Raw genomic sequence first — 15,718 nt, forward strand, 5'->3', positions numbered from 1 at the left:
CTCTCACGCGTCGAACGGTTCGGGCAGGCCGATCACTGCTTGGTCTCGTCGACTTTCGCCGGGTGGAACAGTCGTGTCGTCCCGGCCGCCTTCGCCTGATCGTCCACGACGGTGCCGTTCGGGGCCGAGACCACCTCGAGCTGCATCCCCCACGGGGCCATGAAGTAGCACCAGGTCAGGCCCAGGTTGGGGCCCTCGGTGTAGCTGGTCGGTTCCCCGAGGACTTCGACACCCTGCTCGCGCAGGTAGGCGATCGCCTCGTCGATGTCGTCGACATAGAAGGCGAGGTGGTGTCCGCCGATGTCACTGTTCTTCGGCGGTGTCGCGGCCTGGTCCGGCGCGTCGTACTGGAAGATCTCCAGGTTGCTGCCGTTGCCGAGGCGCAGATAGCGGAACTCCTTGATGACCGAACGCGGATGCACCCGCAGGTGCTCGGTCATCCAATCGGTGTCGTCGTTTCGGAAGTCGGTGGCGGCGACGAACAGCTCTTCTGCGCCGAGCACGTCGATGAAGAAATCGCACGCTTCATCGATGTCGGGGACGGTGAAGCCGATGTGCTCCATGCCGCGGATTCCGGGGATTGCCATGGTGTCTTCCTCCTTGCGAGCGAAAGCTCAGACGGTCTGTTCGGTACGGGATGCCTGCACGACGCCGGCCATGGTCTTCGCCGCCAAGGCGAAAGACACGGCGCCGGGGTCGGGGTGGCCGACGGAGCGATCCGACAGCACCCGTGCGCGACCCAGGCGCGGCGACAGGTCGGCCGTGGCGGTGGCGGCGGCTTCCGCGACGTCGCCCGCCGTCGTCCATGCCTCGGCGGTGGATGCGCCGTCGGCGACGGCCGCGGCGAACGCGTCGGCGAACGGGACCATCGCGTCGAGCATCGTCTTGTCGCCGACGCTTCCGCCGCCGAGGCGCTTGATCGCCTCGACGAGCGCAGCGAGAGCCTGGGCCTGACGGTCGCGGTCGACCCGTGCGGTGTCGCCGAGCACGTTGCCGGCCGCGGTCAGTGCGGCACCCCACAGCGCGCCGGACGCGCCGCCGGCGTTCTCCGACCAGCGGTCGCCCGCACCGACCAGCACGGTCTGGGCGCCCGCTCCCTGCTCGAACAGTTCGCGCGCGGCTTTGGCGGCCGCAGCGGAACCGCGCGTCATGCCGATGCCGTGGTCACCGTCGCCGGCGATCGCATCGAGATCACCCAGAGCGGTCGCGTTCTTTTCGATCGCTTCGCTGATCAAGGTCAGCCCCTCGGTGACGATTCCCGCCGTCACGCGTGACTCCTCACTTGCGACACGGGTGACCACCAGCTGCTCCGCCTCGGTGTTGAACACCACATCGCTCGGGAGCGGCTCGGCCATCGGCGTGCGTCGCTTGTACGCGGGGGTGTCGCATTCGGCGAAGTAATACGGCTCCAAGGTCTCATCGAGCCAGACCAGCGTGAGGGAGACCCCTCCCATGTCCAGGGAGGTCATGAACTCGCCCACTTCGCCTTCAGCGATCTCGACACCGGCCTCGCGCAGTCGATTGGCCACGGCGGTGTAGGTGACGAACAGCTCCTCGTACTTCGCCGAGCCCAGCCCGTTGAGCATCGCGACCACCCGGGAGCCGTCGGTGGGGCGCTCCTGCAGGAGCCGATCGACCAGGAGTTCGGCGACGTCATCCGCTGTGCCGAGCTCGGTCTCGTAGATACCCGGCTCGCCGTGCACGCCCAGCCCCACGCCGATCTGTCCCTTCGGGACCTCGAACAGCGGGTGGTCTGCGCCCGGCAGGGTGCACCCCGAGAAGGCGACCCCGAAGGTCATCACGCGCTTGTTCGCGTGATGGAACACCTCGACCACCTCGTCGAGGGACAGTCCCGCTTCGGCCGCCGCGCTGGTCATCTTCAGCACGGGCAGGCCGCCCGCGATCCCGCGACGCATGTGCGGCGTGGCCGCCGGCGCCGACGCGACGTCATCGGTGACGACCGCGGTGGCGACCTCGACGTCTTCCGCGCGGAGACGTTCGGCCGCCTGGCCGAAGTGGAGGACGTCGCCGGCATAGTTCAGGTGCGCGATGAACACGCCCCCGCCCTGATCGGCTGCACGTGCGACGCTGACCGCTTGGGATGCACTCGGGGACGAGAAGATGTTCCCGGTCACCACGCCGTCCAAGAGGCCCTGACCCACCCAACCGGTGAATGCGGGGTAGTGCCCCGTGCCACCGCCGGAGATCACGGCGACCTTCCCGGCACGCGATCGCGTCGCGCGGACCACGCCGCCGAAGACCGCGCGCACGTACTGCGGGTTCGCCTCGACGAATCCCTCGGCCAGTTGCCGGGGGAAGTCCTTCGGGTCGTTGAGCAGTGTTGTCATTGTGGATTCAACTCCTTCGTTGAAAGGTCGGGTGCCGGTGGCTCGGGTGTCGGAGCCGCCGGCGCTCAGGGGTGGGTGGGGTGGGTCAAGACACGGTCGAGGGTGTGCAGGTCGACGCGATCGCCGTCGAAGACGCCGAGAGGATCGTCGATCACATGCGTCGGGGTGCTGTCGGAGCCGAGTGAGTCGACGACGAGTGACGCGCCGGAGAAGTCGTCCCCCGCGGTGAAGCCGCTGATGGTGACGATGGTCCGGAGCCCTGCTGCGCGGGCCGCGCGCAACCCGATGCCGCTGTCTTCGACGACCACGGCGTCGTCCTCTGCGACGGCGAGTTCGCGCACGGCCAGCTGGTAGATGTCAGGCGAGGGCTTCTTGCGCGGAACGACGTCCCCCGCGAAGACACGGAACATCTGGGCCATCTCGTCGCCGACGGCGTGCCGGAGCACCGCTTCCACCGAGGGCTGCGCCGATGTCGAGGCGACCGCGAGCTTCCACCCCGCGTCATGGGCTTCGCGGACGAGCCGTGCGACGCCGGGGCGGGCCGGTACAGCACCGCTGTCGATCAGGCGCGTGTACCGTGTGGTCTTCTCACGATGCCAGTCGGCGAGCATCGTCGACTGCGCGGGCTCCTCGGAGGGAAGCCCCGCGGCGGCCACGAACGCCGGGGTGAGCACCGACCTCATGCGCTCCTTGCCGCCGCCGATCTTCACCTTCTCGGCGTACGTGGGGACATCCCACTCCAGGGGTACCCCGAAGTGCGCGAAGGTGGCGTTGAAGGCGGGGAGGTGTCCGTCGCGTTCGGTGTCGGCCAGGACTCCGTCGCAGTCGAAGATGAGTGCAGGCACCTCAGGCCGCCTTCCCCGCGGAACCGAAGTCCTCGGCGAGCCCGACGACCAGATCGACGACCTCCTCGCGGGTGGCGGAGAACAGCGAAGGCGGATCCCACTTGTCGCGCTCGCGTGCGCCTTCGAGGAACTGCAGAGACGACTTCATGTACGTCTCCTTCAGTGCCGTGGAGATGTTCACCTTGGCGCACCCCCGGGCGATGAGTGCGTGGAATTGCTCCAGGCTCAAGCCGCTGCCGCCGTGCAGCGCGATCGGGATGGACCGGGCCGTGACGATGTCCTCCACCCGCTGATAGTCCAGCACCGGCGCAGCCTTGTACGAGCCGTGGGCGTTTCCGATCGACGGTGCGAACACGTCGACGCCTGAGCGGTCGATGAAATCGAGGCACACATCGAGGGCCTGTCGCGCAGCCTCCTCGTCGGAACCGTGCCCGTCCTCGACGCCGGTGATCGACTCGATCTCCCCCTCGACATGCGCCCCATACTCGCGAGCTTCCGCGACCACCTCGATCGTCTGCCGCAGATTCTCGGCGACCGGCATCTCGGACGCATCGAACAGCACCGAGTTCCAGCCGTTGCGCAGGCACTCCGTGACGACCTCGCGATCGGGGCAGTGGTCCAGGTGAAGGCACACCGGGACCTCGATCCCGTCGGTCATCGACCGCCACATCGAGGCGAGGACCGGCGCGCCGATGCTCCGTACCGTCTTGACCGAGGTCTGTACGATGACCGGCGATCGTGCCTCGACGGCGCCGGCGAGGACGCCCTCCATCGTGAGGTCGTTGAAGATGTTCACCGCCGGCACGCCGTACCGCTCGGTGAATGCCGTTCCGAGGATCTTCTCGAGAGAAACCACGCCCATGTATTCGCTCCCATCAGGTTGCTCTCACGCTATTCGGGGCGCGGAAGAGCGGCCATGAGGGGTGTCCCCCCTCGGGAGTAGGGGAATCACGTAGGGTGCTCAGAAGGTCGGAGCGGTCTCGCCCATCCCGGCGAGCATGGTGCGATTGTGCGCCCCGCACTTGCGCAGCAGTGACCCGACGTGCTTCTCGACGGTCTTGACCGAGATCCCCAGCTCGGTGGCGATCTGCTTGTCGGCCATCCCCTTGGCCACGAGACCTCTGACTTCGACCTCACGGGCGGTGAGGCGCTCGCCGGGCGATGTGGCACTGCCACCGTTGTCGAGCAGGTGCTCGTACAACCCCGCATCGATCATCGCGACGCCTTCGCCTGCCGCGACGATGCTCCGGGCGATGGCGTCGGGGGAGGAACGCTTGGTGAGGTATCCGCGCACCCCCACATCGCGCGTGAGGCGGATCTGGTCGACGTTGGGCGACTCCATGTAGGCGACGATCGAGGCCCGGCTGTTGACGGACTTCAGACGCTCTGCGATCTGCGGGAGCGCGCGCTCATGGGTGTCGAGATCGACGACGACCACGTCGGGGGCCACCTGGTCGATGCTCGCGAGCAGGTCGTCCGAGTCGTGACCCTCGGTGACGATCTGCATCGACGGCTCGTGCAGCTGCAGCACCCGGACCAAGCCCGCGGAGACGAGGGGTTGGGTGCTGGAGATCAGAACCTTCCACGGGGCAGTCGTGGGCGTCGCGATCGTGTCCGGCATCTCGGGGAGCACCACGCGGACTTTCGTGCCCCATCCCTCGATCGATTCGATGTCGAACTCACCGCCGAGGTGGGTCACCCGGGAGGAGATGCCGTGCAGTCCGAGTCCGCCCGCGGGGGAGCGGGGGCCGGTGTACCCGTGGGAGGACGGGACGAACCCGCGACCGTCGTCTTCGACGAGGAGCGTGACCGAGTGCGAGCTGTAGAGGAGCCCCACCCGCACCGTCGCGGCGCGTGCGTGGTTGACCACGTTCGTCAGGGCTTCCTGCGCGATCCGCAGCAGTTGGTGGGAGACTTCGGCCGACACCTCGCGGGGCGAGCCCGACACCGACAGTGCCGTCTGCAGCGGCGCGACCGATGACACCCAATCCAGCTCGTCGGACAGCGCCTGCTCCAGCGTCCCACTCTCGAGGGCGGTCGGTCCGATGCCGGCGGCCGTGCGTCGGGCTTCCATGAGGGCGGCCTCGGCGCGTTGCCGGGCCTCGTCGATGTGCTCGCGCGCCGGGTGCGAGGGGGAGAGGAGCTCGTTGGCCTGGTGCAGGTCGATGACCATCGACCGCAGGGCGTGACCGACGGTGGAGTGCACGTCGCGCACCACGCCCTCGCGTTCGTGCGCGACGGCGATCTCGCGGTCGCGCTTGGACAGTCGCGTGTGCATCTCAGCGTTGGCCAGCGCGATCGCGGCGTGGCTGGCGAACAGCTCCGCCAGTTCGGCGTCGGTCGTGGTGAACAGCCGATCCGGCTCGTCGCCGAAGATGACGCAGCTGCCGATGATGCGGTCGCCCCATCGGATGGGCACGCCGAGGACGGCGCAGCTCCAGCGCGGGTCGTCGGCGGAGATGTGTCCGGCGCTGATGGCCGAGTAGGAGTGCAGCACCACGGCGCTGCGCGTGCGCACGATCTCTCCCGTCACGCCCTGGTCGAGGGAGAAGGTCTGCCCTTCGGAGCAGCCGACGCCGACGTCGACGCGTTTGGTGTACGTGCCCGCGACCTCGTCGACCAGGCTGATCGATCCGGAATGGCACCCCAGCAATCGCGTGGCGCTTCTGAGGATGCGCTCCAGCAGCGGCTGGAGTTCGAACTGGCCCGCCAGCTCGGCGGCTGACTCGGTGATCGCACGAAGGTGCCCGGAGGGTGTCAAGACCTCGGGGGCGGTCTCTACGTACGCGAATTCCTGTGACATGAGCGGTCCTCCTCGACCGTCATCGGAGTGCGACGACTGGTCCGGAGTGTACACCTCGCGGGTATGCGCGCCACCGTCGCCGGATTCCGCCGACAGCGGGTGTATTCCCTACGCGGCATCGGGGGAATCCCGTATGGGGGTGGATGGCCCGGCAGGCTAGCGTCGTCGTCGTGGGCACCGCACGACGCCGATTCGGCGTTCTCGCGGGCGGCGATGACTACCCCGGACTCAACGGCGTGATCCGGGCTGCCGTCCTTCGGGGAGCGCAAGCGCACGAGGCCGACTTCGTCGGTTTCGTGGACGGTTGGCGTGGTGTGCTCGACGTGCAGACCATCGAGCTCGGCTGGCGCGCGGTCCGCGGGGCGGCAGCGGCTCCGGGGACCGTCCTCGGGGCGTCCCCCCACGACGACGCTGTCGCGCCGCCGGATCTCGATGCCGTCGTGGCGGGCGTGCGCATGTCGAACCTCGACGGGCTGCTGATGGTGGGTGGGGAGCAGACCATGGCCGTGGCCGAATCGCTCTCACGGGCCGGCGTCCCGGTGCTCGCGGTTCCGACGTCGGTCGAGAATGCACTCGGGTGCACGGAGCAGGCGCTCGGTTTCGACACGGTGGTCGGCGTGGGGGCGGAGGCGATGAGCCGGCTCCGCGCCGTCGGAGACGCCCAGCAACGGTGTGTGGTCGCCGAAGTCATCGGGCGCGATGCCGGCTGGATCGCCTTGCACGCGGGTCTGGCGGCGGCCGCCGACGTCGTGCTGATCCCGGAATGGCCGCAGACCAGCGAGCAGATCCGGGAGCGGCTCCGGATCACCGCCCGACGTGGCCACCTGGTCGTGGTCGCCGAGGGCTTCGCTCTCGCCGCCGAATCGTCGCCGGAGGGCGGAGCCGGTCGCCGGCTCCGCCAGATCATCGAATCGCACACGGGCGTCGAACCGCTCGTCAGCGGCCTCGCGCCGGTTCAGCGCGGGGCCGCACCCACCGCGGCCGACCGAGTGCTGGCCGCGCAGCTGGGGTATGCCGCCGCGGATGCGCTCGTGCGCGGTCGGCACGGCGCGATGGTCACCGTGGCCGGGCACGACGTGAGGCTGTCGCCGTTGGAGGAGCGCGGCCGATCTCGCAGCGTCTCCCTCGATCAGTATCGCCGCTTCCAGTCTCTCCTCGGGTGACCGGGGCGAGCGTCGGTGGGGTCATCCCTACCGCGACGGCGGGAAAGCCCGCATACCGCCGGTGTCATGCCGTCCCTAGCATCAGGACGAGGGTTGCATCGCCGCGGATGCCGACTCAGAGATCGAGGATGACCTAGATGACGACGAAGAAGAAGCTTGCTCCCGCTTCCCCGTGGGTGGAACTTCGCACCACCACGAAGGACTGGGACGCCGCAGACCCGGCCGTGCTGACCACGATGGCCACGCAGCTCCACCTGATCCGCGCGTTCGAGGAGAGCGTGCTCGACCTGGCGGGGCAAAAGCTCATCAACGGCCCGGCACACTCCAGCATCGGGCAGGAGGGCGGGGCGGTGGGATCGATCCTTCCGCTGACGGTCGCCGACCAGATCAACGGCTCCCACCGTGGGCACCACCAGTTCCTCGCCAAGGCACTCACCGCCGTGCAACCCGACGGGTTCGACATGACGGCGGGGTTCTCCGACACCGTTCGAGAGGTGCTCTCGCGCAGCCTGTCGGAGATCTGCGGACTCGCCGCCGGCTACTGCGGTGGCCGGGGCGGGTCGATGCACCTGCAGTGGAAAGAGATCGGGGCGATGGGCACGAACGCCATCGTCGGTGGAGCCGTCCCGTTCGCGGCGGGCTTCGCGTGGTCGGACCGGCACGCCGGCACGGACGCCGTCTCGGTGACCTACTTCGGTGACGGCGCGATGAACATCGGTTCGGTGCTGGAGAGCCTGAACCTCGCGTCGGCCTGGTCGTTGCCGGTGTGCTTCTTCGTCGAGAACAACCAGTACGCGGTCTCGACCACCGTCGAGGAGGCGACGGGCGAACCGCGCCTGTCGGCCCGTGCACTCGGGTTCAACATCCCGAGCTGGCGTGTGGACGGTATGGACCCCCTCGCGGTGCACCTGGCCATGGAAGAGGCGCTCGCGCACATGCGTGCGGGCAAGGGCCCGACGATGATCGAGGCCGACGTCTATCGTTACTTCCACCAGAACGGCCCCTTCCCGGGCAGCGCGTTCGGCTATCGCGACCGCGACGAAGAGGCATCCTGGCGTGGTCGCGACCCGCTCGAGGCCATCGGCGGACACCTGATCCGGCGCGGCATCGCCGGCGCGGACGAGATCGCCGACCTGCGTGCACGGTGCAAGGCGATCATGTCCTCGGTCTGCGACGACCTGCTCGAACCCGACCCGGACCGCAAGGGTCAGCAACGCTTCCGGCTCGACCTGTGGCCGGATCCCGGGGCGATCGATGAGGGTATCCGGGGCGACCTGTCGGAACTGGACGGGGCGCGCTACCTCGAAGCCGATCAGGTCACCGGCGCCAAGACCTCCGTGCGGTTCGTCGACGCCGTCGCCGAGGTGATGTCGCGGCGCATGGCCGAGGATGAGCGCATCGTCGTCCTCGGTGAGGACGTCCACAAGCTCAGCGGAGGACCGCGTGGAGCGACGAAGGGTTTGAAAGAGGCCTATCCCGACCGCGTGCTGGGAACGCCCATCAGCGAGGCGGCCTTCAGCGGTCTGGCCGGCGGTATGGCGCTCGACGGGCGCTATCGTCCGGTGATCGAGCTCATGTACGCCGACTTCGTGTGGGTCGCCGCCGATCAGCTGTTCAATCAGATCGGCAAGGCGCGCCACATGTTCGGCGGCCATCACAGCATGCCGTTGGTGATGCGCATCAAAGTGGGCACCCGCACCGGCTACGGATCCCAGCACTCGATGGACCCCGCCGGGGTGATGGCCTCTTCCGCCGGGTGGCGCATCGTGGCGCCTTCGACCCCCCACGACTACGTCGGGGCCATGAACGCGGCTCTGCAGTGCGAGGATCCGGTCGCGGTGCTCGAGCACGACGCCGACCTCTACCGCGCCGAGGGCGAGGTTCCCGAGGGCGATCTGGACTACCTGCTGCCCGTCGGATCCGCCGCCGTGCGCCGAACGGGCGAGGCCGTGACGGTGCTGACCTACCTGTCGATGGTCGCGCCGAGTGTGGAGGCGGCGGAGATGAGCGGCGTCGACGCGGAGGTCATCGACCTTCGGTGGCTCGACATGGCCAGTGTCGACTGGGCGACCATCGAGCAGAGCATCACGAAGACGAACCGGGTGATGATCGTCGAGCAGGGATCCCGCCAGACCTCCTACGGGGCGCTCTTGGCCGATGAGATCCAGCGCCGGTACTTCGATTGGCTGGACGCCCCCGTCGCACGCGTCTCCGGAAGTGAGTCGTCGCCGAGTATCAGCAAGGTCCTCGAAGAGGCGGCTCTCGCGAACGCGGACGACGTCGCGGCGGGTCTGACCAGACTCGCCTTCGACACGGAAGGGGCCGACTGATGGCCAGTGCGCTGCGGATGCCCGGTGTCTCGGCCGATTCCGAGGAGGCGGTGCTCGTCGAATGGTCCGTCTCGAGCGGTGCGAGCATCGGTGAGGGCGACGCCGTCGCGGTCGTGGAGACCGAGAAGGCCAACGTCGACATCGTCGCGGACGCCGCCGGAACCGTATGGCGGCTGCTCGCCGAACCCGGCGAATCGGTCGTGGTGGGAAACCCCATCGCCGTCGTCCTGGCGGCGGGGGAGGGCGACGACGCGGGAGAAGCGCTGCTGAGGAGCCTCGGACTGGGGGAGGACGAGGACACGGGATCCGACCCCGACCCCGACCCCGCGCCGGCGCCCGACCGCTCCCCCGACACCGCACCCGCCGGCGAACCGGCCGCGGCCCCGGCGTCGAGTGCGGTCGGGCCGAGCCCCGCGGAAGAAGGGCGACGCCTGTTCGCCTCGCCCCTGGTGCGCCGGTTGGCCCACGAAGCGGGCGTGTCGCTGGAGAGCGTGCCCGGTAGCGGTCCGCACGGCCGTGTCGTCAAGCGTGATCTCGAGAAGCTCCTGGCCGCCCCGGCGACCCCGCCCCCGCCGACGCCACCGCCGGCTGCACCGACCCCGGCGTCGGCACCCGTGACCGAGGCCGCGCCGGCGGAGGAGGGCGACATCCCCCACACCCGCATGCGACGCGCCATCGCGAGCGCGCTGACGGCGAGTAAGCAGCAGTCCCCGCACTTCTACCTGTCCCGAAGCGTGCGCATGGACGCCCTGCTCGACCTGCGCGAGACCATCAACGCCGCGTCGACCACACGTGTGTCGGTCAACGACTTCATCGTCAAGGCGATCGCGGAGGCGTTCGTGTCGGTCCCCGAGGCGAACGTCATGTGGCTCCCCGATGCGGTCAGACCTCTTTCCTCGATCGATGTCTCCGTGGCCATCGGCAGCGAGAAGGGCCTGGTGACCCCCGTCGTCCGCGACGTCGATCGGCTACGACTGACGGAGGTCTCCAAACGTGTGCGGGACTACGTCGCACGTGCCGACGAGGGACGCCTCCGACAGGAGGACCTCGAGGGAGGGTCGTTCACGGTGTCCAACCTCGGCATGTTCGGTGTCGAGGAGTTCTCCGCGATCATCAACCCGCCGCAGGTCGGCATCCTCGCCGTCGGGGCCGTCGTCGAGACGCCCGTGGTCGAGGACGGCGGCATCGTGCCCGCCCGCGTGATGAAGGTGACGGCGTCGTTCGATCACCGTCCGATCGACGGCGTGCTGGGTGCCCGGTGGCTCGCGGCGTTCGCCGCCGCCCTGGAGAACCCTTACACGCTCCTGGCCTGACGCCCGCTCGGCGGGTGGGGGAGTCCCTACCCGCCGATAGGGAAAGCCCCAATTACGGGGTCGGAGGGCACCTGGAAGCGTGAGAGACGACAAGCGATGTCCTGTCGCAAGTTCAAGGGAGAACGCGCATGAAAATCAAGCACACCCGGCGCTCGGTCGCCGCTGCAACGATCGGCATCGCGGCGCTCGCCGCCGCAGGATGCACCACCGTCGGCGCCGGCGACGGTGGCGACGCCGGATCCGGTGACGACGACGGCAAGTACCGTATCGTCACCGTCTCGAAGGTCGAGGGGATCACCTGGTTCCAGCGGATGTCCGAAGGCGTCGACATGTTCAACGACGAGTATTCGGACGAGGTCGAGGCCTACCAGACCGGCCCGGACTCGGGCGACCCCGCTCAGCAGGTCCAGATCGTCGAGGACCTCATCGCCCAGCAGGTCGACGCCATCATCGTCGTCCCCAACGACGTGCTGGGAATCGCCCCGGTGCTCGAACGCGCACGCGAAGCGGGCATCATCGTCGGGGTCACCGAGGCCACGCAGCTCGTGGGCACCGACTCCATCGACTACGACGTGGAGGCTTTCTACAACGCCGAGTTCGGTGCCGGGTTCGGTCAGCAGCTCACCGAGGCGATGAACTGCGAAGGGGAGTACGCCACGAGCGTGGGCCTGCTCACCAGTGAGTCGCACATGGAGTGGCTCGCGGCGGCCAACGAGTACATCGCCGAGAACTGCCCCGACATGGTCAACGTCTCGCCGACGCCGTACGAGAACGAGAACGACGACCAGGTCAGCCGTGACCTCGCCGAAGAGATCCTCAGCGCGTATCCCGATCTGGGCGGGTACTTGGCGACCACCCCGTCCGGTGGCTCGGGAATGGCCAGTGCGCTGCGCGACAAGGGGCGCCAGGACGTCCAGGTCGTCGCCTTGACCCTGCCGTCCGTGGCCGGTCCCGACCTCGAAGAGGGCTACATGTTCGCCGGCCAGGGATGGGACCCCGCCGGGTGGGGATGGGCCCTCAACGACGTCGCCCTCCGGATGCTCAAGGGTGAGGACGTCACCACGGGGACCGACCTCGGTTGGCCCGGATACGAAGAGGTCGTGGTCGACGGTCAGCTCATCATCGGCAACGACATCCAGCAGTACTACCCGGGTGACTTCGCCGACGGCGACTACCCGTTCTGATCCCCCGCGGGCGGCGCACCCCGTGCGCCGCCCGCTCGGAAACCGCACAAAGGAGTCGCGTTGCCCGAGACGAACCCCGCCGCATCGTCGCCGCTGCTGTCAGCACGTGGCCTCGAGATCTCCTTCGGCGGAATCCAAGCGCTCCGTGGTGTCGACCTCGACATCGCACCCGGAGAGATCCACTGCCTGGCCGGCGAGAACGGGTCGGGTAAGTCGACCTTCACCAAGATCGTCGCCGGCGTCTATCAGGCCGACGCCGGCGAGATCGCCTTCAACGGTGAACCCGCGCACTGGCACCATCCGAGCGACGCGGTCGCCGCGGGGATCCAGGTCATCTACCAGGATCTGTCGCTGTTCCCCCATCTCTCGGTGGCGGAGAACATCGCCGTCAACCACATGATGCAGGATCGCTCGCCGATCATCAGCCGCAAGCGGATGCGTGCCATCGCGAAGGAGCAGTTGGAGCGGATCGGGCTGGACCTGCCGTTGGATGCTCCGGTGGGCTCGCTGTCGATGGCCAATCGTCAGCTGGTCGCGATCTGTCGGGCACTGAGTATGGACGCGCGCCTGTTGTTCATGGACGAACCGACCACGGCACTGACCCATCGCGAGGTCTCACGACTGCTCGAGATCGTCCTCGACCTCAAACGACGGGGACTGTCGATCGTGTTCATCAGCCACAAACTCGACGAGGTCTTCTCCATCGCCGACAACATCAGCGTCTTCCGAGACGGGATCAAGGTCGGCGACTTCGCGGCGGCCGACCTGGACGAGGTCTCCCTGAGTCGCCACATGACCGGTCGCGACGTGACCTATGAGCGGTACCACCGCACCCAGGACGACGACCGTCCCGTCCTCGAAGTCAAGGAACTCGCACGCGAGGGGCACTACACCGACGTCACCTTCGACGTGCGCCGCGGCGACATCCTCGGTGTCATCGGGCTGCTCGGTTCGGGCCGCACCGAGATGGCGCTGTCGTTGTTCGGACTGAATGATCACACCGGCGGCTCCATCGTCGTCGACGGCGAGCCGGTGACCATCCGCGCTCCCTGGGACGCGATGCGACACGGGATCGCGCTCGTCCCGGAAGACCGCCACGAGCAGGGGCTCTTCGGCAAGCAGTCCGTGGCGGTGAATGCCACGGCGACCATGCTCGAACGAATCCTGACGTCGGTGCGCACGCTGTCGCCGGCCAAGGAGAAAGCTCTGGCCCAACGGGTCGTCGACGAGATGAAGGTGAACAACCGGGACATCGCCACCCGGGTGTCGAACCTCTCCGGCGGAAACCAGCAGAAGGTCGTCATCGGCAAGTGGCTCTTCCGCGATCCGAAGGTGTTCATCCTCGACAGCCCCACGGTGGGCATCGACATCGGATCCAAGTCCGAGATCTACGACCAGATCCACCGGCTCGCCCGAGAGGACATGGCGGTGATCATGATCTCCGATGAAGCGGAAGAGGTCGTGGCCAACTGCAACCGGATCCTCGTGATGCACGACGGCCGCATCCTGCGCACCTTCCAGGAGGAGGAGATCCGCGCGGAGGGATTCCGGGATCGCCTCGACGAGATCATCTCCAATCCCGACGACCAGGATCAGTCCGAGCAGCAGGAGGTGGCGCGATGACCCGTTCGCCGTTCGCCGCGGTTATCCACCGCAAGATGACGACGATGGAGAAGATGCTCTCGCTCATCATCGTGGGCTACATCATCCTCGTGGCCACCCAGAGTGCGAGCTTTTTCAGCATCTCCACGCTCTTCGATCTCATCCGCTCGGGCGCTGCCCTGACGATCTTCGCCTTCGGAGTGCTGATCGTGTTCATCTCCGGGGGCATCGACGTCTCCTTCGCCGCGATCGGCATCGTCGCCGGATACTCCGCGGTCTTGATCTCCAAGGCGGCCGGGGTCGATGACATCCTGTTCATCATCGTGGTCGCCGTCGCCATCGGGTGCGGCCTCGGCTCGATCAACGCCCTCCTGATCCACCTCCACAACCTTCCGACACTGATCGTCACCCTCGGCACGGCGAGTGTCTTCCACGGCGCCATGGCGCTCCTCCTGGGCATGGAGACCTTCACCCGCTCCGGCGTACCCCAGTCGATCCTCGACTTCGGGTCGGCGCGTTTGTTCACCGTGGGCGGCGAGTCCGGACAGGCCGGTCTGTCGATCTTCCTCCCCCTGGTGATCGGGGTCGGGGTACTCACCTGGTTCCTGTTGTACCGGACCCGTATCGGGCGATCGGTCTATGCGCTCGGCAGCAACGCCGAGTCGGCCTCGCGGGTGGGGATGAGCATCCTCAAGACACAGCTGTTCATCTACATGTACGTCGGTGCGCTGTCCGGGCTGGCCGGCATCGTGTACTTCAGCGGCCTGGCCTACATCAACCCGGCGGCGTTGATCGGAACGGAGCTCGCGGTCATCGCGGCGGTCGTGATCGGCGGGGCGAAGCTCACCGGTGGGGAGGGGACGATCCTCGGCACCGTCCTCGGCGTCATGATCTGGCAGCTCCTGCAGAACACGCTCATCCATCTCGGGCTCGACTCGTCGTTCCAGGACCTCTTCTTCGGTGCGGTCCTCGTCGCGATCCTCGGGTTCATCTACTTCCGGCAACGCCAGGCGAACCGACGCGCCCTGGTCTTCTCGTCGAACTGAAGGGCACCCCCATGAACAGGTTCACCACCTTCCTCGCCCGCGACAAGGACTTCACGGTATTGGCGATCACGACCATCGTCGTGACCTTCGCGCTGTACATGCTCCTCGGCCAGCGCGTGTTCTCGCTCGCCGGCGTGCAATCGATGTCGATCCAGGTGAGCGAGTTCGGCCTCCTGGCGATCGCCATGGGCTTGGCGATGCTCACCGGCGGCATCGACCTGTCGATCGTCGCAGCGGCCGGGTTGGCGGGTGTGATGGCTTCCCTCGCGATGAGCGGCCAGATCATCCCGGTCACCGAGGACAACTCGGGGATGCTGTTCGTGCTCGGCGTCGTCGTCGCGCTGGTGACCGGGTTGTTGACCGGTTTGCTGAACGGGCTGATCATCGCAAAGCTGTCGGTCCCGCCGATCCTGGCCACGCTGGGAACGATGATCCTCTTCACCGGGATCGGCATGGCCATCACCACGGGAAACAGTGTGGGGATCCTCGTGGGGGGATTCTCCGACATCGCCGCGCTCGCGATCGGTCCGGCGCCGCTGGTGTTCGTGATGCTCATCGTGGTCTTCGTCGCCGTCGGGCTCACGCTGACCAAGACGCGCTTCGGGCGGCGGATCTACCTCTTCGGCGAGAACGACGTCGCGCTGAGGTTCTCCGGTGCGCGGACGGAACGGACGATCATCTTCACCTACATGCTGATCGGCATCATCGTCGGGCTCGCCGCGATCGTGATCATCGCGCGGGCGAACTCGATGCGGGTCGGTTTCGGAGAGTCCTATCTGCTTCAGACGATCCTCGCGGTCGTCCTCGCGGGGTTCAATCCGTTCGGCGGCAAAGGGCGGATCGTCAGCCTCGGTTTCGCGCTCGTGCTCCTGCAGACCTTGTCGACTTCGATGACCGCTTTCGGGTTCTCGCCATACGCCAAGAACCTCGTCTGGGGTCTGATGCTCCTCGTGGTGATGGTCGTGACGTACTACGTGAACCGCCCGCGCGCGAAAGTCCGCCGCCCGCGGGACATGACCGGCGGTCTGGTCGCTCCGACGGGGACGTTCCCCACCGTCCGCAGCAAGGCCGGAGCGCGATGAGT

At 67.7% G+C, this 15,718-nt stretch carries 12 protein-coding genes; 7 read left to right on the top strand and 5 right to left on the bottom strand.

The window, feature by feature from the left end; all coding sequences use genetic code 11:
• Nucleotides 1–32 precede the first annotated feature (32 nt).
• The 5 genes from ABD204_RS07110 to ABD204_RS07130 all read right to left on the bottom strand — a co-directional run bounded on the left by ABD204_RS07110 (nucleotide 33) and on the right by ABD204_RS07130 (nucleotide 5,996).
• Nucleotides 33–587 carry a VOC family protein gene (locus ABD204_RS07110; protein WP_194423941.1) on the bottom strand — a complete coding sequence of 185 codons (555 nt, stop codon included), beginning with the start codon at nucleotides 585–587 and terminating at the stop codon, nucleotides 33–35.
• A 27-nt stretch (nucleotides 588–614) separates the two neighbouring features.
• The gene (locus ABD204_RS07115; protein ID WP_344098392.1) at nucleotides 615–2,348 is read right to left on the bottom strand and encodes a dihydroxyacetone kinase family protein; all 1,734 of its coding nucleotides are present in this window, start codon (nucleotides 2,346–2,348) and stop codon (nucleotides 615–617) included.
• A 65-nt stretch (nucleotides 2,349–2,413) separates the two neighbouring features.
• Nucleotides 2,414–3,193: an HAD-IA family hydrolase gene (locus ABD204_RS07120; protein ID WP_194423943.1), complete on the bottom strand. Its 780-nt coding sequence runs from the start codon at nucleotides 3,191–3,193 to the stop codon at nucleotides 2,414–2,416.
• A 1-nt stretch (nucleotide 3,194) separates the two neighbouring features.
• Nucleotides 3,195–4,055, bottom strand: coding sequence for a class II fructose-bisphosphate aldolase (locus tag ABD204_RS07125; protein ID WP_194423944.1), 861 nt, complete (start codon nucleotides 4,053–4,055; stop codon nucleotides 3,195–3,197).
• 99 nt (nucleotides 4,056–4,154) lie between these two features.
• A complete protein-coding gene (locus ABD204_RS07130; protein WP_194423945.1) occupies nucleotides 4,155–5,996 on the bottom strand; it encodes a hybrid sensor histidine kinase/response regulator transcription factor in 1,842 nt (613 codons plus the stop codon).
• 170 nt (nucleotides 5,997–6,166) lie between these two features.
• On the opposite strand from ABD204_RS07130, the gene ABD204_RS07135 reads away from it, so the two are divergent.
• From ABD204_RS07135 to ABD204_RS07165, 7 genes are all read left to right on the top strand, one after another.
• Nucleotides 6,167–7,159: a 6-phosphofructokinase gene (locus ABD204_RS07135; protein ID WP_322597539.1), complete on the top strand. Its 993-nt coding sequence runs from the start codon at nucleotides 6,167–6,169 to the stop codon at nucleotides 7,157–7,159.
• 137 nt (nucleotides 7,160–7,296) lie between these two features.
• Entirely contained in the window at nucleotides 7,297–9,489 is a 2,193-nt protein-coding gene (locus tag ABD204_RS07140; protein WP_194423947.1) for an alpha-ketoacid dehydrogenase subunit alpha/beta, read from the top strand.
• On the top strand, nucleotides 9,489–10,802 hold the full coding sequence (locus tag ABD204_RS07145) for a dihydrolipoamide acetyltransferase family protein (RefSeq protein ID WP_194423948.1): 1,314 nt from the start codon (nucleotides 9,489–9,491) through the stop codon (nucleotides 10,800–10,802). The genes ABD204_RS07140 and ABD204_RS07145 overlap by 1 nt, the downstream gene beginning before the upstream one ends.
• A gap of 128 nt (nucleotides 10,803–10,930) precedes the next feature.
• Entirely contained in the window at nucleotides 10,931–11,986 is a 1,056-nt protein-coding gene (locus tag ABD204_RS07150) for a substrate-binding domain-containing protein (protein ID WP_194423949.1), read from the top strand.
• A 60-nt stretch (nucleotides 11,987–12,046) separates the two neighbouring features.
• The gene (locus tag ABD204_RS07155; RefSeq protein ID WP_206697156.1) at nucleotides 12,047–13,609 is read left to right on the top strand and encodes a sugar ABC transporter ATP-binding protein; all 1,563 of its coding nucleotides are present in this window, start codon (nucleotides 12,047–12,049) and stop codon (nucleotides 13,607–13,609) included.
• The gene (locus tag ABD204_RS07160) at nucleotides 13,606–14,634 is read left to right on the top strand and encodes an ABC transporter permease (protein WP_194423950.1); all 1,029 of its coding nucleotides are present in this window, start codon (nucleotides 13,606–13,608) and stop codon (nucleotides 14,632–14,634) included. Before ABD204_RS07155 ends, ABD204_RS07160 begins: the two co-directional genes overlap by 4 nt.
• 11 nt (nucleotides 14,635–14,645) lie before the next feature.
• On the top strand, nucleotides 14,646–15,716 hold the full coding sequence (locus ABD204_RS07165; RefSeq protein ID WP_194423951.1) for an ABC transporter permease: 1,071 nt from the start codon (nucleotides 14,646–14,648) through the stop codon (nucleotides 15,714–15,716).
• Nucleotides 15,717–15,718 lie beyond the last annotated feature (2 nt).

Source organism: Microbacterium aquimaris (assembly GCF_039531285.1).
In the GTDB taxonomy this organism is placed as follows: Bacteria; Actinomycetota; Actinomycetes; order Actinomycetales; family Microbacteriaceae; genus Microbacterium; species Microbacterium aquimaris.